This is a genomic window from Mesobacillus maritimus (assembly GCF_023715205.1).
GTDB classification, from domain to species: Bacteria; Bacillota; Bacilli; order Bacillales; family Cytobacillaceae; genus Mesobacillus_B; species Mesobacillus_B maritimus_C.
Genome location: NZ_JAMBNR010000024.1, coordinates 1 through 20,631, shown reverse-complemented (window position 1 = coordinate 20,631; position 20,631 = coordinate 1). Strand labels below are relative to the sequence as shown.

22 protein-coding genes are annotated in these 20,631 nt (G+C 36.8%); 3 read left to right on the top strand and 19 right to left on the bottom strand.

Annotated elements, in window-relative coordinates:
- Nucleotides 1-574: 574 nt before the first annotated feature.
- The 10 genes from M3182_RS23575 to M3182_RS23530 form a co-directional block, all read right to left on the bottom strand.
- On the bottom strand, nt 575-1,165 hold the full coding sequence (locus tag M3182_RS23575; RefSeq protein WP_251560323.1) for a YpmS family protein: 591 nt from the start codon (nt 1,163-1,165) through the stop codon (nt 575-577).
- A gap of 388 nt (nt 1,166-1,553) precedes the next feature.
- Entirely contained in the window at nt 1,554-2,129 is a 576-nt protein-coding gene (locus M3182_RS23570; protein WP_251436768.1) for an SCO family protein, read from the bottom strand.
- Nucleotides 2,130-2,249: 120 nt separating this feature from the next.
- Entirely contained in the window at nt 2,250-3,092 is an 843-nt protein-coding gene (locus tag M3182_RS23565) for a DegV family protein (RefSeq protein ID WP_251560321.1), read from the bottom strand.
- A gap of 342 nt (nt 3,093-3,434) precedes the next feature.
- Complete coding sequence (tatC, locus tag M3182_RS23560) at nt 3,435-4,196, bottom strand: twin-arginine translocase subunit TatC (RefSeq protein WP_251436774.1); 762 nt, start codon at nt 4,194-4,196, stop codon at nt 3,435-3,437.
- A gap of 110 nt (nt 4,197-4,306) precedes the next feature.
- Nucleotides 4,307-4,510: a twin-arginine translocase TatA/TatE family subunit gene (locus tag M3182_RS23555; RefSeq protein WP_251436776.1), complete on the bottom strand. Its 204-nt coding sequence runs from the start codon at nt 4,508-4,510 to the stop codon at nt 4,307-4,309.
- Between the two features lie 170 nt (nt 4,511-4,680).
- The gene (ilvA, locus tag M3182_RS23550; RefSeq protein WP_251436779.1) at nt 4,681-5,946 is read right to left on the bottom strand and encodes a threonine ammonia-lyase IlvA; all 1,266 of its coding nucleotides are present in this window, start codon (nt 5,944-5,946) and stop codon (nt 4,681-4,683) included.
- Nucleotides 5,947-6,129: 183 nt separating this feature from the next.
- Entirely contained in the window at nt 6,130-6,858 is a 729-nt protein-coding gene (locus M3182_RS23545; RefSeq protein WP_251436782.1) for a lysophospholipid acyltransferase family protein, read from the bottom strand.
- Nucleotides 6,859-7,013: 155 nt separating this feature from the next.
- The gene (locus M3182_RS23540) at nt 7,014-7,502 is read right to left on the bottom strand and encodes a dihydrofolate reductase (RefSeq protein WP_251436783.1); all 489 of its coding nucleotides are present in this window, start codon (nt 7,500-7,502) and stop codon (nt 7,014-7,016) included.
- Nucleotides 7,499-8,293 carry a thymidylate synthase gene (locus tag M3182_RS23535; protein ID WP_251436785.1) on the bottom strand — a complete coding sequence of 265 codons (795 nt, stop codon included), beginning with the start codon at nt 8,291-8,293 and terminating at the stop codon, nt 7,499-7,501. The genes M3182_RS23540 and M3182_RS23535 overlap by 4 nt, the downstream gene beginning before the upstream one ends.
- Before the next feature lie 97 nt (nt 8,294-8,390).
- Nucleotides 8,391-9,095, bottom strand: coding sequence for an anthrax toxin lethal factor-related metalloendopeptidase (locus tag M3182_RS23530; protein WP_251436787.1), 705 nt, complete (start codon nt 9,093-9,095; stop codon nt 8,391-8,393).
- Nucleotides 9,096-9,267: 172 nt separating this feature from the next.
- On the opposite strand from M3182_RS23530, the gene M3182_RS23525 reads away from it, so the two are divergent.
- Complete coding sequence (locus M3182_RS23525; protein WP_251436789.1) at nt 9,268-9,501, top strand: hypothetical protein; 234 nt, start codon at nt 9,268-9,270, stop codon at nt 9,499-9,501.
- Nucleotides 9,502-9,639: 138 nt separating this feature from the next.
- On the opposite strand, the gene M3182_RS23520 is transcribed toward M3182_RS23525, so the two are convergent.
- The 9 genes from M3182_RS23520 to M3182_RS23480 all read right to left on the bottom strand — a co-directional run bounded on the left by M3182_RS23520 (nt 9,640) and on the right by M3182_RS23480 (nt 18,717).
- Complete coding sequence (locus M3182_RS23520) at nt 9,640-10,224, bottom strand: YpjP family protein (RefSeq protein WP_251436791.1); 585 nt, start codon at nt 10,222-10,224, stop codon at nt 9,640-9,642.
- Between the two features lie 300 nt (nt 10,225-10,524).
- Nucleotides 10,525-11,304 carry a class I SAM-dependent methyltransferase gene (locus tag M3182_RS23515; protein WP_251436793.1) on the bottom strand — a complete coding sequence of 260 codons (780 nt, stop codon included), beginning with the start codon at nt 11,302-11,304 and terminating at the stop codon, nt 10,525-10,527.
- Nucleotides 11,305-11,390: 86 nt separating this feature from the next.
- On the bottom strand, nt 11,391-11,825 hold the full coding sequence (locus tag M3182_RS23510; RefSeq protein WP_251436796.1) for a BrxA/BrxB family bacilliredoxin: 435 nt from the start codon (nt 11,823-11,825) through the stop codon (nt 11,391-11,393).
- An 82-nt stretch (nt 11,826-11,907) separates the two neighbouring features.
- Nucleotides 11,908-13,047, bottom strand: coding sequence for a glucose-1-phosphate adenylyltransferase (locus M3182_RS23505; RefSeq protein ID WP_251560319.1), 1,140 nt, complete (start codon nt 13,045-13,047; stop codon nt 11,908-11,910).
- Nucleotides 13,048-13,346: 299 nt separating this feature from the next.
- On the bottom strand, nt 13,347-14,471 hold the full coding sequence (locus M3182_RS23500; RefSeq protein ID WP_251436800.1) for a conserved virulence factor C family protein: 1,125 nt from the start codon (nt 14,469-14,471) through the stop codon (nt 13,347-13,349).
- Nucleotides 14,472-14,677: 206 nt separating this feature from the next.
- Nucleotides 14,678-16,558: an ABC-F family ATP-binding cassette domain-containing protein gene (locus tag M3182_RS23495; protein WP_251436802.1), complete on the bottom strand. Its 1,881-nt coding sequence runs from the start codon at nt 16,556-16,558 to the stop codon at nt 14,678-14,680.
- Complete coding sequence (locus M3182_RS23490; RefSeq protein WP_251436804.1) at nt 16,555-17,199, bottom strand: HD domain-containing protein; 645 nt, start codon at nt 17,197-17,199, stop codon at nt 16,555-16,557. Before M3182_RS23490 ends, M3182_RS23495 begins: the two co-directional genes overlap by 4 nt.
- A gap of 99 nt (nt 17,200-17,298) precedes the next feature.
- The gene (locus M3182_RS23485; RefSeq protein ID WP_251560317.1) at nt 17,299-18,147 is read right to left on the bottom strand and encodes a DegV family protein; all 849 of its coding nucleotides are present in this window, start codon (nt 18,145-18,147) and stop codon (nt 17,299-17,301) included.
- Between the two features lie 36 nt (nt 18,148-18,183).
- Nucleotides 18,184-18,717, bottom strand: a complete 534-nt coding sequence (locus tag M3182_RS23480; protein ID WP_251436808.1) for a hypothetical protein — start codon at nt 18,715-18,717, stop codon at nt 18,184-18,186.
- A 159-nt stretch (nt 18,718-18,876) separates the two neighbouring features.
- Between M3182_RS23480 and metA the strand changes: the two genes are divergently transcribed.
- Nucleotides 18,877-19,785 carry a homoserine O-acetyltransferase MetA gene (metA, locus tag M3182_RS23475; protein ID WP_251436810.1) on the top strand — a complete coding sequence of 303 codons (909 nt, stop codon included), beginning with the start codon at nt 18,877-18,879 and terminating at the stop codon, nt 19,783-19,785.
- A gap of 405 nt (nt 19,786-20,190) precedes the next feature.
- A complete protein-coding gene (locus M3182_RS23470; protein WP_251436812.1) occupies nt 20,191-20,400 on the top strand; it encodes a hypothetical protein in 210 nt (69 codons plus the stop codon).
- The last annotated feature ends 231 nt before the right edge of the window (nt 20,401-20,631 follow it).

Here is a 20,631-nt window from a genome sequence, read left to right as displayed (position 1 = left end):
CTTTTCTCGGGTTGAAAGCAAATCAACGGGTTGGAATTTCCAAGCATGTGCTAATTATGATATTTAACTATCAATCAGGGGGAGGGTGTTGATGTCTGAGAGGCAGATAATGAAGCAGACATTCTTTCTTATCCTTAATTAGTAACCTCTGAGAATTAAAATAATCGGAGGTTTTCCGGTTAGCTGTTGAACAGAGCTCGGTTCGGAAGATAAAATCGGAGAATTTCCTGTTAAGAAAAGCAAAATGGTTCATTTTCATGATTTTCGATTAAATAGGCAGAATCTTTCCGTCTATTCTTATCTATTTATCGTCCCAACTCCTCAATAAGAGGAATTTTTCCGCTTAGTTTAGCACCTAATTTCTGGCGATTCTTGAGGTTTGGAAATCGCTGAATCTGTGCTTATCTTAGGATAAAAAATGCTTGGAGCAAATCATATGTCTCCAAGCATTTCCTTTACTGCCTTACTTGCTAAATTGCTTTTATTCTAGTGCTAATTCCTATACGATAAATAATGTTAATTCGTATTTTGTACATCAAAGCATAACTCGGTACACAGTTTAACAACCCGCTTTTTAGTCAACTGGAATCAGTAAAGTAAAGGAAATATCATCCCGTTTTAAGTCAAAGGAAGTCGCTCTTACCTTTATATCACTTTTTAACTCCATTTCTTGTAAGGAGACATATACTTTTTTTTCATTCGGTTGAAAACGCACCCAATCTGGAAGGCTATAATTACTTTGGATTATTTTCATAACATTAGATACCGGTAAATTTAATGAACCGAGTGAAATCGATTTTTGATTTAGTACAAGATCACCATTTTCTAAAGCTTGCGGTTCAAAGGTTAACATCATTTCCAATTCTTGACCAAAAACCGGAAATGTCCCATACAATTCTACTTCATCTTTCACAATCACCTTATAATCAATTGGTCCTGTAAAACCTTCTGAGACTAAATAATGATTAATGACTCTTGTTAAGTCCGCTTTATTGGTTCGAACCAAAAATGATACTTGCTTCTCTCCTGATTCAGTTAGTGGCTGCCGCTCAACTGAATCTTCTGGGGAATGAACAGGTCTCATCACCATTATTAAGATTGAGACAAGAAAAAAAATTACAATCCCAAGTAAAACAAAAAAACTTATTTTCCACTTATTATCCATTTATCTACGCCTTTCTCTTTAAGCACTAATTACCTTTTACTTTAGTTTGTTAAGTGAATCGTCCTAAAAAGCTATAAAGCATTCTCGAAATCCCATCTTCTCGGATTACTTGTTCATTTTAACAATTTAAATCCATCAGATTCAAAAAAGATGACTTTAAGTGGTTTTCTTTCATCTTATCTTAATGATTCTCTATGCATTCAGTGTTTTTTCATTCTTATAACCTGAATGTTGACTCTATTATATCATCCCAAACTTATCTTTACACTCGCCCCTATTAGCTATTGAATGAAAAAAGCAGGAATACACGAAACTGTCTATAGCCAAAAACAAGCTCGCCATTTGGCGAGCTTTAAATGCTTCCTGATCCATTAAGAATAGAGAATTCCTATTGAATCGTTTTAATATCTGAAATGATTTCTTCAAATGGAATATCATTTAAACCAGAATATTGTTTTTGAATTTTACCGTCTTGATCAACAAGGTAAAAATACGTTTGATGAACGACTTGGTCACCTTCTTCTGGTTTAACGACTATGGTTTTGAAATTGTCCATCGCAAATGTTTCAATATCCTTTTGCCCATAACCCGTTAAGAAGTTCCAGTTTGAAAAGTCTACATGGAACTGCTCCCCATAAGCTTTAAGTACCTCTGGTGTATCCACCTCAGGATCAACAGTAAATGAAACAAACTCAACATTTTCAAGTCCTTCTTCTTTCACCATATCTTGGAGTTTTTTCATATTCGCTGTCATTGGTGGACAAACATCCGCACAGTTTGTAAAAATAAAATCTGCTACCCATACTTTTCCGTCTAAATCATTCAGTGAATATGTTTCGCCACTGTGATTAGTAAATTTGAATTCCTCTATCGGCCAGTCTAAAGCTCCTTCTAGTTTTTGACCACATGCCGATAACAGAAATAAAGCCATTATAATTGTAACTGTAAGCACTCGTTTCTTCATGCCTTCCCCCACCATCATTATTTTTAATAAGAGCAATTTCATTCTATCAGAGACCATTACCAAGGAACCATTTAAATCCAAAACAAAAGTTTAAAAGTTTTACCTAATTTACAGAAGACCTCAACCAAAATAATACATAAACCCTATTGCCCCTGGTCCTGTATGTGTACTCACAATTGGAGTGGTCTCTCCAATCTCAATATTCTTATATTGTGTAAGCTCAATGAGTTTCTCTTTTAGTTTAAGCGCAAGCTCATAACCGTCCGCATGGGCAATGCTAACGGCTTTAATCTCTTTACCTTCTGTATCTTCAACAAACTTATTTGCGAGAAATTTAACGACTTGATTATGGCTCCTAGCCTTAGAAACTGGCGTATATACGCCTCCTTCTAATGATGCAATAGGTTTAATGTTTAATAACGAACCAATCATCGCCCTTCCTTTTCCAATCCGTCCGCCCTTTACAAGATTTTCAAGCGTATTCACCACAACATATAATTGTGTTTGACTTTTGATTTCTTCCACTTTTGAAATGATTTCATCCATGGTCTTTCCTAGCAACGCCATTTTGGCAGCCTCCAGAACTTGATAGGAAAGGGCTCTTGAAATAAATCTAGAGTCCATCACCTTAACGTTTGCTTTCGTCATCCCAGCAGCGCTTTCCGCGGAGTTTACTGTCCCACTCATCCCACCTGTCATATGAATGGACAAAATATCATAGCCTTCTGCAGCATAGTAATCATATACTCTCAAAAACTCACCAGCTGGTGGCTGCGAACTTTTTGGTAACTCTTCTGACGCGCGCATTTTCTGCATAAATTCACTTGGGGTAATATCAACCCTGTCTAAATAATGCTCGTCATTAATGGAAATGGATAATGGAACGACATGTATCCCATATGTATCAATTTCAGCTTGACTTAAATCCACAGTAGAATCAGTAACAATCTTAATTTTAACCAAGGTTTAACACTTCCTAAAAGCTCAATTTTTTAGTCTCTTGATAATGTTGTGAAGCTAGAAATATAAAAATAAAGGTGCCTGTGATAGGCACCAAAAGGCTAAAATATCTCAAACTTAGAAACCTGTAAAATAATTCAGACCAGGAGTTTTCAAACAGTTTTAAATCTCAAAATGAGCAAAGCTTCTTGGCAATTCTCTCGTTCAATTTTAAAAAGTGCTAGTAACCATATCTTGCAGTTTAACAACAAATAGCTTTATTACATTCATTTAAAGATATTATACCTTAAAAATATTCAAATGTGTCGAATTATGCAATTTCGTACTACTTCCATATTTGATTCATTATGAATCCTTATCTTCCTTATCGTATTCCATCTGAGTTTCCCATTCCTTCTCCTTTTTCAACTTTCGCTTATAAACCACTTTCGAGAGATTAATACTAATCTCATAAAGGAATAGAAGTGGAATGGTTACGAGAAAATCAGACATCATATCTGGAGGTGAAATAACAACTGCGATCACAACAAGTACAAAGTAAGCATACTTTCGTACTTTTGATAATACATACGGATTAATAATACCCAAAGATGTTAAGAACATCACCACAACTGGCATTAAAAATAACACCCCAAATGGAATTGTCATTGTCATGATAAATCGGAAATATTTATCAGCAGTAAAGTTTGTCGCTACCATTTCACCACTAAGTTCAATCAGAAAATTTAATACGGTAGGGAAAATCACAAAATAACCAAAAAGTAACCCCACAATAAAGAGAATAAAAAGAGCTGGAATATAGGAGAGTGTCACTTTTCTTTCAATTGGTTTTAAGGCTGGTTTTACAAAAAGCCAAATTTGTGTAGCCAACACGGGAATCGTTCCTGCAACAGCTATGACTGTGGCAATCATAAAATAAATCCAAACAATATCACTTGGTCCCAAGACAACAAGCTTAACATCCAAGTCTCGAACAAAGAATTGATAGATTTCCTCCACAAAGAGAAATCCTACAACGAAAAAGACTAAAAACGCAAAAACCGTAATAATTAACCTTTTTCTTAATTCATCCAGGTGGTCTACTACATTTAATTCTTTATCTTCCATAAGTCTCCCCTGCCAAACTATATGCTATTTAGAAAAGCTACAGCACACCTTATGCGCTGTAGCTTTTAGATTCTCAATAATCATCTCGATCAATAACTAATTGATTTAGCTTATTTTAGTGCTTTTTGGACTTCTTTTTTTTCTTCTTCAAAATCATCCATGACATCACTTGTTAACTCACGAGTAGATTTTTTAAATTCACGAAGCGTTTGACCAAAAGCACGCCCGATTTCTGGAAGTTTTTTGGGACCAAAAATAATTAAGGCCAAAACAAGGATTAGGATTAATCCGGGTACACCGATGTTCGACAACATTGATCAACATCCCCTTTCATATTGGAAATCTACCATAATTATAGTGTATTTGTTATTACGATGCGAGTTTTTGAAGAAATGTTCATAAGACTTTCACATAAAATTAATAAGTGCCGAAAGTGTAACATTTCTAACTGATTCCATTTGTCATTTTATCTCTATTATTGTTATTAAACAAGTAAATTAAATAATTGATTATCTTTATTTAACTCAAGGTATGAAAAGCCCTTACGATTCAGGCTTTCTTTCAAACGAGGATATTCATTTTTATCTTTCAATTCAATACCCACTAAAGCTGGTCCACTTTCTTTATTATGCTTTTTCGTATATTCAAATCTTGTAATGTCATCCTGTGGACCAAGAACATCATCAAGGAATTCCCTTAGTGCTCCCGCTCGTTGTGGGAAATCAACGATAAAATAATGGAGGAGACCTTCGAATAGAAGCGAACGTTCCTTAATTTCCTGCATTCGGCTAATATCATTATTGCCTCCACTAATCACACAAACAACCGTTTTCCCTTTGATTTCATCTTTTATATAATCTAATGCCGCAAACGGTAATGCCCCTGCAGGTTCAGCGACAATTGCATGTTCGTTATACAGCTGAAGAATCGACGTACAAACCTTTCCTTCTGGAACAACCACAATATCGTCAAGCAACTCTTTACAAATTTCATATGTTTTCGAGCCTACACATTTAACAGCCGCTCCATCAACAAAGGTATCAATATTATTTAGAGGGAAAACCGCCTCATTGGCAATAGAAGCCTTCATTGATGCGGCTCCCTCCGGTTCAACTCCAATCACTTTAGTCCCCGGAGAAACACTTTTTATGTAAGTGCCTACACCTGACATTAAGCCGCCTCCGCCAATACTACCAAGGATGAAGTCAATCGGTTCCTCACAATCATTTACTACCTCAACCGCAACCGTCCCTTGACCAGCGATTACTTGTTCATCATCAAAAGGATGAATAAACGTACGCTCTTCTTTCTCTGCACATTTTACCGCTTCATTGTAAGCATCATCAAAAGAATCTCCAGCAAGGATTATTTCGATATATTCACGTCCGAACATTTCAATTTGTTTTACTTTCTGTTGCGGAGTTGTAGCAGGTACAAAAATTTTCCCTTGCACTCCTAGCTGTCTACAAGCAAATGCTACTCCTTGAGCATGGTTGCCGGCACTGGCACATACAACTCCATTTTCAAGATTGTCACCTAATAGTTTCATTGAGTAATAGGCGCCTCGAAGCTTAAATGAGCGAACATGCTGTAAGTCCTCTCTTTTTAAATAAACCGTACACCCATATTTTTCAGAAAGCCGTTCATTTTTCTGTAGTGGTGTATGGGCTACAATTTCTTTTAGATGCCTATAAGCAATCAAGATATCCTCAACTTGCACAATTTTTTTTGTCACTGTTTTTTGTTCCATACAGCACCCTCGCTTTTTATAAAATAATTAATTGGTACATTATATCATGAAAAATCATTAATTGAAGAAAATTTTAAAATATTTTCACTTCCGAAAAAAAGAGATCCCCTAGCACAACAAATGTGCTAGGGGATTCTGATAATTGATATAGGAATGATTTTCTGTACTATTTCTTTTATTTAATTAAGCTACTTTTTTAGAGGTTTGACATGTTTGTATAATTCCTTTAACATCCTGTGCTACTCTACTTAAATCCTTCTCTTTATATTCGTCGTAAGAAATTGGGTTACATATGGTTAGAGTAATAGTAGCCGGCTTAATCAGTCGATTATTCTTCTCAAACACATCTGCAGTCCCTTGAATAGAGATCGGGACAATAGCCACTTTTGCTTCTTTAGCTAATCTAAAACTACCGGATTTAAAATCTCCAATCGGCCCACCTTTACTACGAGTCCCCTCTGGGAATATTAGAATGGAATGTCCCTGTTTTAAATGGCTAATCCCTTCCCTAATTGAGCGAACAGATTGACGTCGGTCTCTACGGTCTAAAAACACGCAATTCATTATTTCCATCCACTTCGATAAAATTGGAACCTTTTTCACTTCGACTTTCGAGATAAAGCCAAAGGGTTTTTTGATAAAGCCTAGGAGTAAAGGGATATCAAAATCTCCCTCGTGATTACTTACTAATAAAACAGGGCCGTTAGGTAAATGATTCTCCCCTAAAACGTTAATTTTAGAACCCGTCATTTTCATAATTTGTTTAGACCATTTTTGAGGTGTAATATGGATTAGGAAGTCACGGTCCCTAACAGACATCTCCTCAGGCAGCGCCTGCATTTTTTTTAACTTAGGTATACTGTATACCAAGTATGCACTCATATAAAAGAAAACGAACAACAACCGAAGCATTTGATTCCTCCTTCATTTTTTGCCAAATCCCATTATACCTAATAAACAACTTATTGCGCGAATTGTCATTATTTTTATTTTCCACACGCTACTTCAAATTAGGAGGGTTTAATCAAGGGTTCGAGATAAAGAAAAAAGACAGCACAGTGGCTGCCTCATTGTTTTCGTTTATAAAGTAAGAATTCATAGTCATACGGATTTTTCTCATCTTTAATACCCATTTGGCGTGAATCCAATTCCCATTCATCCATATGGAAGACAGGAAAGTAAGTATCTCCTTCAAATTGGTGATGAATTATTGTCAAGTACAGACGATCTGCATGTTGAATTACTTCTTTAAAAATTTCCGCTCCACCAATTACAAAGACCTCTTCATCCTTATTTAATGTGAATGCTATCAATTCATCAATGGAGTGAAAAACCGTGCATCCTTCACATTTAAATTGTCTATCTCGTGTAATAATGATGTTTTCACGCCCAGGAAGAGGTTTGCCGATTGACTCATATGTTTTCCGTCCCATAACAATCGGATGTCCCATGGTAACTCTTTTAAAAAACTTTAAATCCTCAGGTAGATGCCACGGGAGTTTATTGTAACTTCCGATAACCCGTTTTTCATCCATTGCCCAAATTAGCGATATCATACACTCACGACTCCTTTGATATGTGGATGTGGGTCATAATCTTCCAATGTGAAATCCTCAAAGCGAAAACTGAAAATGTCTTTAACTTCAGGATTCAATTTCATTTTCGGCAAAGCTCGCGGATTTCTAGTTAATTGTAGTTCTACCTGTTCCAAATGATTTGTGTAGATATGTGCATCTCCAAGCGTATGAATAAATTCACCAGGCTCCAAATCGCATACTTGTGCAATCATCATTGTCAACAATGCATAGGAAGCAATATTAAAAGGTACACCTAAGAAAATGTCTGCAGATCTTTGATAGAGCTGACATGAAAGTTTCCCATCGGCTACATAAAATTGAAACAAACAGTGACATGGCGGGAGTGCCATATTATCGACGTCCGCGACATTCCACGCATTGACAATCAACCTTCTAGAATCCGGGTTATTTTTTATTTGGTGAATTAAATTGGAGATTTGATCAATACTTCTTCCATCCGGTGTCGGCCAAGATCTCCATTGATGGCCATATACAGGACCCAATTCTCCATTTTCATCCGCCCATTCATTCCAAATTCGCACACCATTATCTTGTAGGTATTTGACATTTGTATCACCATTTAGGAACCAGAGCAATTCATGAATAATACTTTTCAGATGAAGTTTTTTGGTTGTGACAACTGGAAATCCTTCTTTTAAATTAAACCTCATCTGATATCCAAATGTACTAATGGTTCCGGTACCGGTACGATCTTCCTTTTTTGTCCCATTTTCTAAAACATGTTTGCATAAATCTAAATACTGTTTCATCAAATCACCCACCTTAATTACATCTACTATATTGTAGAATACAAAGTCCGGCAAATCCAGCCAAAAAATGACGGCAAACAATTGCTTACCGCCAAACTCACTTTAATTTATGAATATATCCATACGTCTGAGGCGCGATCTCTCTTAGTAATTGCTGATATTCTCCACCAAGATAATACATTGCAAACGTTTCAGCAAAATATTCCTCGGGAAAATTCAAAAAGTAATCCCTACCTGGAAATAATAATTTGGATTCAATTTTCCAAATACCAAGAAACTCCGGGTCTTCACGTATTAATTTGTACACATGTCGATCCAAGGAATGGGCAAGTTCATGTAATTCAAGATTTACCGAACCATGACCTGATCCGCGATCACTGCTTCCGATTTTCACCAATACCATTTTTGATCCACCGACACCTGGGACCTCATCCCATGTTTTCCCTAAGTTATACCCCCTTGGAGTGATCCCACTCAAATTCCGGGCGGACGGATTATCTGTTAGTTTCCCATTAAATAATGAGACATAAATCCGTTCCTCAATAACCTTCCTCAAAATAGATTCTGGAAGTGCATCGAAACGGGATAAGATAGCAGCCACTTCATGATGGTCAAATGATTCTTCAGGTAATAGTATAATTTCTCCGAGCAAATCAATATGATTGATCTCCAAATAATCATATAACAAAGATTGTTTAGGAAGATTTTTTAACGGTAATCCATTAATATTTGCATGTAAGCTACTTGGGAGTATTAATGCAAAGACAGTAATTAGGAGAATATGACTCAGTCTACGCATCATATCGCCCCCCTTAAATTCTCGTTGTTATTAAACTATTAAAATTATAACATATCCTTTTCATACATCGGTGTCCGACAGAAAACTTACAGAATAAGGAAGGCTTCCGAATTCCTCACCAAATCCCCTTCTGTTGCATATAGTTCAGTACACAGAAAAGTAGGTGAAACAAACAATGACACAAAATCATTTAAAACAACGGAACGCTACTGCAGAAGATTTAAACTTGTTACAACAGGTAACAACCTCAGGTTATTTCATTCTTTTAGATGTAATTATCTATCTCATTTTCTTTGTGTTCATGGTCATTTACATTCCAGCAAGTATTTATGTACCTATAACCATTCTATTTCACCTCTATCTCATCATTTCACTCACTCTACACATGCAGATAAAGAGAACTCAGTAGCTTGAAAGAAGAATCGCGTAAATGTGTTTAAGCCGATTTTTTACTTTTATATTCGGGAATTACAAAACGAATTGAGGACTCGGCTCCTACTATCCATTAACAAAAAAAAGAGAGCAATGTATGCTCTCTTCACTACCCTCAACTCTTCCATTTAGGAGGGGTATTTTTATCCCAATAAATCAACCCTAACTCATAATGCTTTTGAAACTGATCATGATGGGTATGATAATGAAAGTTAAACCAATAACCTTCAAGTGGTGGGTGGTCTCTTCTTACGTGGAAACGAATAATATCTTTGTTCTCCGCATTTATAATATGAAAAATCTTTTCAGCAACACCGCCACTGGGTACTTCTGTTATTTCAAGAGTTTCTAAATCTTCTCGTGGAAATTGCTCTGCTACTGATGCAATTGCAATCTCCATATTCGGAAGAATAAGTTGACGAAATTCATCTTCAATGACGGGACCTATCCGGTTTCCAAATTTTTCTAGAGACTTTTGTTCCGCTTCCCTCACCATTCGCTGAACAAAGAGACTTCGTGACTCTTCCTCTGATTGGCTTTGAAATACTTCTTCTTCAACTGTTACATTTTCATACGTATCAGATTGATGGTTCGTCTTTGGTTCAAGTGATAATAGTTCCGATGCCTGAGCTGGCGATACCAAACCAAATGTTATGATCGAAATTAATACTACAAGCGAATTCCGTAACCATAGTGGCATAAACTTGCCCCCTTCTGTTAGCCAATAGAAATTATGGAATATCTATTATTTTCTAAAATCAATAGTTTATAAATTTATTATACAGCATTTTTTTCTTTAGGTAATAGATAACCTGGTTTTAGTGAAGAAAATCTCTCTTTTAAGTATAACTCATCATTGTTGGTACATAATTTTAAGAAATAGTAAAGGGGGATTTTATCATGACTTGGGCAGTTACAATTATCGGCTTAGGTATGCTTGCGTATTTTGTTTATTTAACCGCTACAGATTAATGACCTAAAAAACCTGAAAAGAAATTTTTCAGGTTTTTTCAATGACACCAAAATGAAATTTACTTGTTTTCCTTCTAATAATTGAAAAAGGAAATTGGTAGAATCTTTTGCTTCTAAAGTGATCTTTTAAAACTATTCGTTTACTTGCTACCCGGAGAGCCTCCTTAATCAGCTCTTCTGAGAGACTTTCTTGCAAGGCAAATTTAGATAATCCTTTTATTCCATCAGATTCAACGATGGTCTCTTCAAACATTGGATCAAAATAAACACAGTCGAAACTATTATTAGGTTGTTGCTTAAGTACATTTAGTGCATGATTATGAATGACATCGATTCTCCTCATGGCACGATTTATATCATCTACCTCTGAATCCCATCTTTGTAACCCTTCTTTTACTAAATAAGCAAGAAATGGGTTTCCCTCTACCCCAATAACACTACCAGTTGAGCCGACAATGTAACTAGCGACAATACTATCAGAAGCTAACCCAAGGGTACAATCTAATAGCTTCATTCCTGACTCCAACCGGGCAGCATCTATAAAAGGATCGCACTCACCTTTTTGCAATCGCTTAATCCGAAACATTGAGGAGTTTGGATGGAAGAAAAAAGGATTCCCTTGTTCTCCGAAAGGATAGAGTTCTAAACGGTTTTTCCCAACTACAATACAATCGTTCTTCCATTCATTCATAATCATGAGCACGGATTTTTTATTCCTTGGAACATACCGAGCGTTAAACTTGTGAGCTAATTCCTGTGCTCTTGCAATCATCTTTTCATCTGTACGACCAGCTGTTGTAATCAACATAATTAACACCTGCATTTAAAAGTTAAATAAGATTCTATTAGAAAAAGCAAAGGATGTATCGCATCCTTTGCTTAACATTCAACTTCTTAACAATTTGTCTCAAAAGCAGTTTGAAGGTTTTCCATTACTTCTTCCATTGATTTCCCTTCAATCTCATCCCGTGGAATAAAATGAACCACTTCTTTTCCTTTTAACAAAGCCATCGAAGGAGAAGAAGGTTCAATTCCTGTGAAATACTCGCGCATTTTTGCTGTTGCATCTTTTTCCTGTCCAGCAAAAACAGTAACCAAATGATCTGGTTTTTTTTCTGAACGCAGCAGTGCCTGCGTTGCAGCAGGTCTAGCCAATCCAGCCGCACATCCACACACAGAGTTCACGACTACTAAAGTTGTACCTGTTGCATTTTCTACATAACCCTCAACTTCTTCAGGTGTTAATAATTCTTTAAAGCCTGCTTGAACTAGTTCCTCACGCATTGGCTTGACTATTTGTCTCATATATTCTTCATAGGCCATTGACATATTCATCACTCCAATTTTTAGTTGCAGTGTTAGCATACTATCTTTTTCCAAGTAATGCAATCAAGATGAAATGATCCTCTATTCACCATTGGTGTTTTATTTTTTCTTTATCTATTGAGAGAACACTGCTAAATGTTTGATTAATCTTTAGATAACTATCAATCACCGTATTGCCACATATTACAACATTTTCACATACGACATTTTCATGAATAACAGTATTTGGTAGTACAACTGAATTCTTAATAACCGAACCCTTCCCTATGGTGCATCCATATGAAATAACGGATTTATGAATATCACCATAAATTTCACATCCCTCGCCAATTATTGATTGGCTAATATTAGCGGTTTCGTCGTTATAACTTGGTGGTAAAGAATATTCAGTTGTGTAGATTGGCCAATGTTTTTGTCGCAGAATTGGATTTGTTTTTGCAGATAATAAGTCCATATTCGCTTCCCAATAACTTTCAACTGTACCAATATCTTTCCAGTAATCATGAAATTCATAAGCAAACATTCGGTGTCGGGACTCGAGCATTTGAGGGATTATATCCTTACCAAAGTCATGGAAGGTTTCTTTTTTATTCTGGAATTGCAAAATTTTATTTTTCAATGCTTGCCAATTGAAAAGATAGATCCCCATCGATACGAGATTTGTTTGAGGAGAGTTAGGTTTTTCTTCAAATTTGAGGATTCGTTTTGTTTTAGAATTTATCTGAATGGTTCCAAAGCGTGAAGCATCCTTCCAAGGGACAGAAGTCACAGCAACCGTAACCTCCGCAGCCTTTTGTTTATGGAAATGAATTAATTTTGAGTAGTCCATTTTGTAGATTTGATCAGCTGAAAGCACTAAAACAAATTCGGGATCATATGACTCAATGAATTGATGATTTTGGGCAACCGCATGAGCAGTCCCTTCATACCAGCGATCCATATCATCACATTGAAATGGGGGGAGAAAAGTGATTTCAGATTCTCTACGGTCCAACTCCCAAGTGCCCCCATTACTAATATAATTTTGGAGTGTATGAGGTTGATATTGTAGCAGAATTCCTACTGTACTCATTCCTGAATTCCGGCAATTACTTAAGACAAAATCAATGATTCGGTACTTCCCGCCAAAAGGAACTGCAGGTTTTGCCATTGATTCTGTTAGTTTTTTTAATCTTGTTCCTTTTCCACCAGCTAATAAAAGCGTAAGAACTTCTCTTTTCGCCATAAAATTCTCCTTTAACAAGCGGTAATCGCCTATTTATTTGACTTCTTTTTACGGAGATGGTTCCTTACTTGGTATTATTTTCAATTTAACAAACTTCTAATAGGTTTTAAACCCACTTCCATCGATTCTTTCTCTAGTATTCTGACATTATTTTAAAGGATTTGCTGTTTTCTAACATAGGCTTTCTTAAATTATCCTAATTTTGTCGAAGTCAAAAAGCTAGTGGGCAACGAAAACTGCGAAATGTATTGGTTTTGCCTAGCAAAAAGCCTGCTTCTCGAAAGAAACAGGCTTAAAGTTTATTGATTTTTCCTAGCCTCAGTCATTTGCTTCCAAACTGAACCTTTTGCTTCTTCCCCATGTTCAATTCGGGCAATAGCAAGTTTAACCTGGAGGCTAACTTCAAATTCAGGATCATTTTCTGCTTCTTTTAGAGCAAGAAGTGCTCGTTCATCTCCTACTTCATATAAGAACATCGCAGCACGCCAACGGACAAGTTTACTGCTATCCTCTAAAGCTTCCATCATCGCTTCCATTGCTTCTGGGAACCCAAGATCTGATAGACAATCCCCCGCAGTTCTCCTTACGGTTACGCTTTTATCTTTTAATGCTTTATAGAGATAAGGAAGAACAGCTTCATCCTCAATCATCCCTAAGTAAACAGTTGAAAGTCTACGAATCGATGCTTTTTCATCTTCCAATGCCTTTTCAAGTAAAGATAAATCCTCTACAGTTGGGTCTGGCATTTGCTCTAATAATTGGTAGCGTACACGCCAATCGGGATGATTAAACTCCTCTAAAGAGATACGTATACGTTCTTTGGCTATTGCATAATGTTCAGGATTTTTTGCTTGCTCCACTAGAGCTTTCAGTCTCTCTGGAGGATAAGCTGCCATTAACTCTTCTTTCATTTCCGAGCCAATTTCATCCCACTCACCATAACGTACACCATAATCCTTCCACCGACGTACCATGACAAGATTATCGTCAGGCCCCTGAACTTCAAGTGCTGCGTTAGCAAACGTTTCAGGCAGAGCATAACGTTTTTCTTCTGTGCCATCTGTTAATTTAATTTGAACAGGAACCCCTTTATACATATGGACTTGGACCTTAATTTCACCAAAGTGTTCATCAATTTCATGGTTATGGCCGCTTTCGTTCGATTGCTCTTGGCCAAATGCTTTACGAACTTCGGGTAAAATCACTTTCCAGTCAAAGCGAGCATTCCGTTCGACTGCTAAAAAGTCCGCTACATGATACACTCCTTTTACCCCTTCAATCTCAAGAATCTTTTGAACAACTTCAGGTGCACCTTCTTGCTTATCTTTTTTATAGTTATTGCTTTTTCCCATTGGAAGTTCTTCGTCGAGATTAACCTTCATAGTATTTGGGCTTGGAGTTGGTTCGATTGATACAATTTTCATATTCCCACTCCTACATGTTTTTTAGATAATGTGAAACTTCATACGATGGGGTTTTATTCATTCCCCACTGAATGTTAGTCGCGCATAGCCTGATTAATTCTTCTAATCGGGCTTTTGACTTTTTTAGTTAATGCGGGATAAAACCTATTTTAACACAAGCATATAGGATGTTCATGGACTCTGCCTAGTAAGGCCGCCATCTATAATCAGTCAACTAACTCCGATAAATAACTCCATCTTTCAATTAATGATTCAAGCTGTTCATTTAGCTCAACCTCTTCAGTCATTAATCTTTGACCTTTTTCAAAGTCACTTCCGATTTGAGCCATTTCTTTTGTTATTTCTTCTAGTCGAGTTTCTGTTGCACTAATTTTCCCTTCAATTTCTTCCCATTCTCTCTTTTCCATATAGGATAGTTTCTTTTTCTTTGGTTTTTCTTTTGACTCGGTCGGTTGCTTTTTCGCTTCCTGAGTCGGTGCCATCTCCCTTTGGGATTGCTTTTCTAAGTAATCCGTGTAATTACCAAAATACAAGGATAACTCTCCGTTTCCTTCAAGCACTAATAAAGTATCAACCACTTTATCAAGGAAATAACGGTCATGTGAAACAGTAATGACCACACCAGGAAAATCTTCAAGGTAATCTTCCAGTATTGTTAACGTTTGGGTATCAAGGTCGTTTGTCGGCTCGTCTAATAATAGAACGTTTGGTTCTTCCATCAAAAGCTTCAATAGATATAAGCGGCGTTTTTCCCCCCCAGATAGTTTTCGAATCAGGGTGCCGTGTGTGTATGGTGGGAACAAGAAACGTTCAAGCATTTGTGCAGCAGAAATCGTTTTCCCATCGGAAGTATGGACAATCTCAGCTGTTTCTTTCAAATACTCAATCATCCGTTTATTTTCATCTAGGTCCTCATTTTCCTGTGTATAATAGGCAATTTTCACCGTCTGGCCAGTCACCAATTCTCCCGAGTCAAGCGGAATCCTTCCTGCAAGAATATTTAGTAATGTGGATTTCCCTGTCCCGTTCCTTCCAATAATTCCTAAGCGATCTTTGGGTTTGATAAGCAAATCTAAATTATCTAGTATCTTTCGATCCGGAAAAGATTTCGAAGCAGACTTCAGCTCTAATACTTGCTTACCCAACCGACTCCCACTTAACGATATATCCAGTTTGTCCGTTGTCTTTCCCGACGAAACTTGTGTCTCCAATGTTTCGAATCGTTGAATCCTCGCTTTTTGTTTTGTCGTTCTTGCTTTTGCTCCACGACGGATCCATTCTAGTTCATTGCGAAACAGATTTTTTTTCTTCTCTAGGGTGGCCGCATCATTTTCTTCGCGAATTGCTTTCGCTTCCAAAAAACTAGCGTAGTTCCCCTTATAGCTATAAAGAGATCCCCCATCCAACTCAAAGATGCGATTGGTTACTCGATCAAGGAAATACCGATCATGTGTTACAATTAATAAAGCTCCAAGATAACGACTTAAATATTCTTCAAGCCATTTAACAGTTTCATAATCCAAATGGTTGGTGGGTTCATCAAGAATAAGCAAATCAGGTGCTTCAATTAAAACTTGAGCAAGCGCTACCCGTTTCTTTTGTCCACCAGATAGTTCCGATGTTTTTTTATCAAAATCGGTTATGCCAAGTTTCGTTAGGATGGTTTTTGCTGCCGTATTGGCATCCCATGCATCTGCCCGATCCATATGTTGTTGTATGTTCATTAACTCTTCCTGAACAGACACATTATTAGGGTCCTTTTCTAATTTTATCATGATGGACTCATAGTCTTTCATCAATTTTAAGATTGGAGCATCTCCATAAAAAACCTGTTCTAATATACTAAAATCGGGGTTTAAGTCTGGCTGTTGAGCCAGGTAACTAATCTGATAATCTTTAGGACAAGTTAACTCCCCCTTATCCGCTTGGTCGATACCTGCAACAATTTTTAGTAAAGAAGATTTCCCTGTTCCATTCACTCCTATTAGACCCACACGGTCACGTTCACCAATTGTAAAGTCAATATCTTGAAACAACACTTTTTCACCATAAGACTTCGTTACTTGTTCAATCGAGATCATTTTCAAACTTGACCATTCCATTCCTTGTAAAATTGATTTAAAAACTCTTCCATGTACTCGTGCCGTTTGGTCGCAATTTGGCGAGCAGACGCAGTATTCATTAAGTCTTTTAACTTTAGTAATTTTTCGTAAAAATGATGAATTGAGGAACTTTTTCCATTTCGATATTCTTCCGTTGTCATCTCTGTACGGACAGAAATTTCTGGATCAAAAAGGGGTTGCGCTTTTTTTCCACCAAAAGCAAAAGTTCGGGCAATTCCGATTGCACCAATCGCGTCTAAACGATCAGCGTCTTGAACAATTTCCGCTTCGATTGTTCGTAAATTTGTTTCTCTCCCCCCCTTAAAAGATACCGATTCAATGCAATCTTTTATATGTTGGACTTTGGTACTGGAAAGTTCCAAGGTATCTATGTATGTGTCTAACTTCCTCCAACCTGCTTCTTCCGTAATATTTAATTTTTCATCTGGGATATCATGAAGCAAAGCGGCCATTTCAATGACAAACACATCACCAATCCCTTCTTGCTTCTGAATCAACAGGGCATTTTTCCTTACTCTATCAATATGGTACCAGTCATGACCCGTACCTTCGTTTTTTAGCATTTCTCGAACATACGCTTCTGTCTTTTTTATGAGATCCTGCATCGGTACACCTCTACTTCTACTAGTGTTATTTTAACACGTTTCAAATGCTATACAGCCATTCGCTTTTTAGCCAAAAAAAAGCGCCACATCAAATGGCACCTACTGCAATTCATTATACCAACTTATCCCGATTGTGTCTTCCCCCGCATGTACTCCGATGACGGCTCCTAATGGATAACAGCTAAACTGAATTTCTGTAAACTCCGCTTCCAATTCTCGTTTCCATTCATTGGCAGTTTGTGGATACAATCCGTATAACAGCCAAACTTCCGTAATTTTATTTCGTTTATATGCCTCTCTCAAATGAGAAAAAATTTTCTCTTTCGCCTTTTTCTCACTCCTGGCTTTTTCTGTAACTTCAAGAGCTCCATCTTGAATCGAAATAATTGGTTTAACTTTCAATAAACTTCCCAAATAAAATTTAGCACTCGACATCCGCCCACTTCGATGCAATTGCTCAAGGCTTCCAATCAAAACATATGTTTCATTCCGGTCTCGGATTTCTTCTAATTTCTGTTTTATTTCCTGAACAGATGCCCCTTCTCTAGCAAGTGTCATCCCTTTTTTTATTAAAGCTGTTTGCGGGTAGGTTAGAATTTTTGAGTTAATATTCGTTACAGGCTTTTCAAGCAATTTGGATGCCTGTTCACTTGAGTCCAAAGTCCCACTAAGCTTTTGAGAAAGTAAAATAGCAATGATCTCATCATACTCCTCCGCAAGCTTTTCATATAATTCTTTAAACGCTCCGATGGCAGGTTGTGAAGTTTTTGGAGGTTCTGATAATACCTTCAGTTTTGCGTATAATTCTTCAGCTGTTAAATCTACCCCTTCTGTATACACTTCCCCATCTAAAATAACGGATAACGGAACAATGTATAAATCCGGATGATTTTGAAGCTCTTCATCCAATACGGCTGTACCATCTGTAACCCATGCTATTTTCCTCATGATACTTCCCCCTTCCCTTATGTATAATCATATGCTTTATTTCGTTATAAGAGGTGTTAATTCCTGTAAAGAAAGAACGATATAATTCAACATTTCCACAAGATCATCTACTTGGTCTTCAAAGACCAGGCGGTTGAACTGAATTGAAACTCGATTATTGATTTGTGGATCTGTTTTCAGAGGGTTTACCTGAATCACTTGCTCAATCGACCTTTCAACACCCCAAATTTCTTCCAGTTTCGTCTCTATATCTTTGTATATTTTTTCATCATGACGATGCCTTAACACGAAGTCGACTGAAACGATACATCCTGAGAGATTCTGCTGTTGATTATGTTCAAGCAATTCTGCCGCAAGATTTTCTAAATCTGCTTTAAGCTGCAGCTCAGCATAAATTGAATTTCTTTGTTCATTCTTCATTCGAAAAGACATGCGAAAGTCTCTAGACATATTCGCTAAATTGACTAAATCTTTTCTGTCAATGACTAATACTTCCCCTTCAAGGTCTCGATCGTAAATAGCGCCTTCTACAATTACTTTAAGGTTATCAAAAGCTGTTGGATCAAACATTTCTTTATCACCTATTCTTATTAGATATGGCCATTGTACCACTACTAGAATTCAAGTGAAAAAAACAATTTTCCAAAAAATAAGGATTCTTAAATTGCTAGAAAGTGTAAGTACCTTTATAATTAATCGTACGAATGTTTTGATTAAGGGGGGTTTGAATTGCCAATTACTATTCCCAAGCGCCTTCCAGCACGGGAGATTCTTGAAGAAGAAAATATTTTTATTATGGATGAAGATAGGGCAAGTACTCAGGATATACGACCATTAAATATTTTAATTTTAAATTTAATGCCAGAAAAAGAGAAAGCAGAAGCACAGTTTTTACGTTTACTTGGCAATACGCCGCTCCAAGTTAATATTACCTTTTTAAAAACAGCTACTTATGAATCTAAAAACACTAGCCGATATCATCTGGAACAGTTTTATACAACCTTTGAAAAAATTAGGCACAAAAAGTTTGATGGTATGATTGTTACTGGGGCACCGGTGGAATTAATTCCTTTCCATGAAGTTAGTTATTGGAATGAATTAGAAACTATCTTTGATTGGACGAAAACAAATGTTACCTCTACCCTTCATATTTGTTGGGGAGCACAAGCTGCTCTTTATTACCACTATGGGATCGATAAATATGAGTTACCAGAGAAATGTTCCGGAATCTATGCCCATCAAATTTTTGATAACAAAGAAAAGTTGCTGCGCGGCTTTGATGATGTCTTTTTCGCACCACATTCACGCCATACAGACAACTCGGAAAATGCGATACTTCAATCACCTGAACTAAGATTACTCGCTTCTTCTAAAGAAGCAGGTCCATTTATTGTTCAATCTTTAGACCGGAAACATATCATGGTAACCGGCCACTTAGAATACGAGACCGATACTTTAGCCGAAGAATATATTCGAGATTTGGAAAGAGGGCTCACTGTCCCAATTCCTTCCCATTACTTTCCTGATGATAACCCAGCACAAAAACCGGTTAACACTTGGCGTTCCCATGCACATTTATTCTTCTCGAACTGGTTGAACTACTATGTTTACCAAGAAACTCCATTTGAGTGGAAATGAAAGAGCCAAAAGAGCATTCTCTTATAGAGACTGCTCTTTTCAGACTGTAGACAATTTCGATGGAATTCGGAATGACTACAGTCTTTTTTAGGCTCGTTTCTCAACCATTATTACTTTTTAAAGAAAATATAGAATGATTTAACTATGGTTCCATTCCAGGTACTTCACTTTCTACAGGCGGTGTGCCCCACGAATCTTCCTGTCTACCATCCAATAATTACCAAGGTTTAACTATAGTATTCACATAAATTAGTTAGAGTATGGGCAGTTCAAGAACGACACCAATACGAGTTTAACCAGGATAGAAACTCTAGGGAAAAGACTTTTAAATTTAGGAAATCATCATAAGAATTGTTTAACTCCTGAAAAATAAGGAATACTAGATTAATGAATAGGAGTGATACAATGAGCGGAGAACAATTAACAGGAGTCTACCGAAACCATGCAGGAGAAGCGATCTCTTTCTTAACTTCTGAAGGAAGAGTGATTTCCTACCGAAAAGCGCTTGCAGAAATTGAAGGTGGAAGCCTCGCTACAGCTAACTTAAGTGAGAATGAACTAACTTCAAGTGAAATTGATTTATCATCCGTCCATAACTTACCAGAAGTTTATTAAAGATGAAGCTATTATAGCCATAACAGTGTTCATACATTCATATTTTTCCTTCACAGCACAAAGTTTGTGAAAAGAACCTTATAAAAGAACCACCTGACTAGATGGAGGGCACTGAAAAAGTCTAATTTTTATTAAAGGCAGTTGAAAGTTCAATCTAATGAACTTTCAACTGCCTTTTTACTTTATAATATTGTTATCAAATGTATGTAGGTGGTATCCAAGTGATTTCAA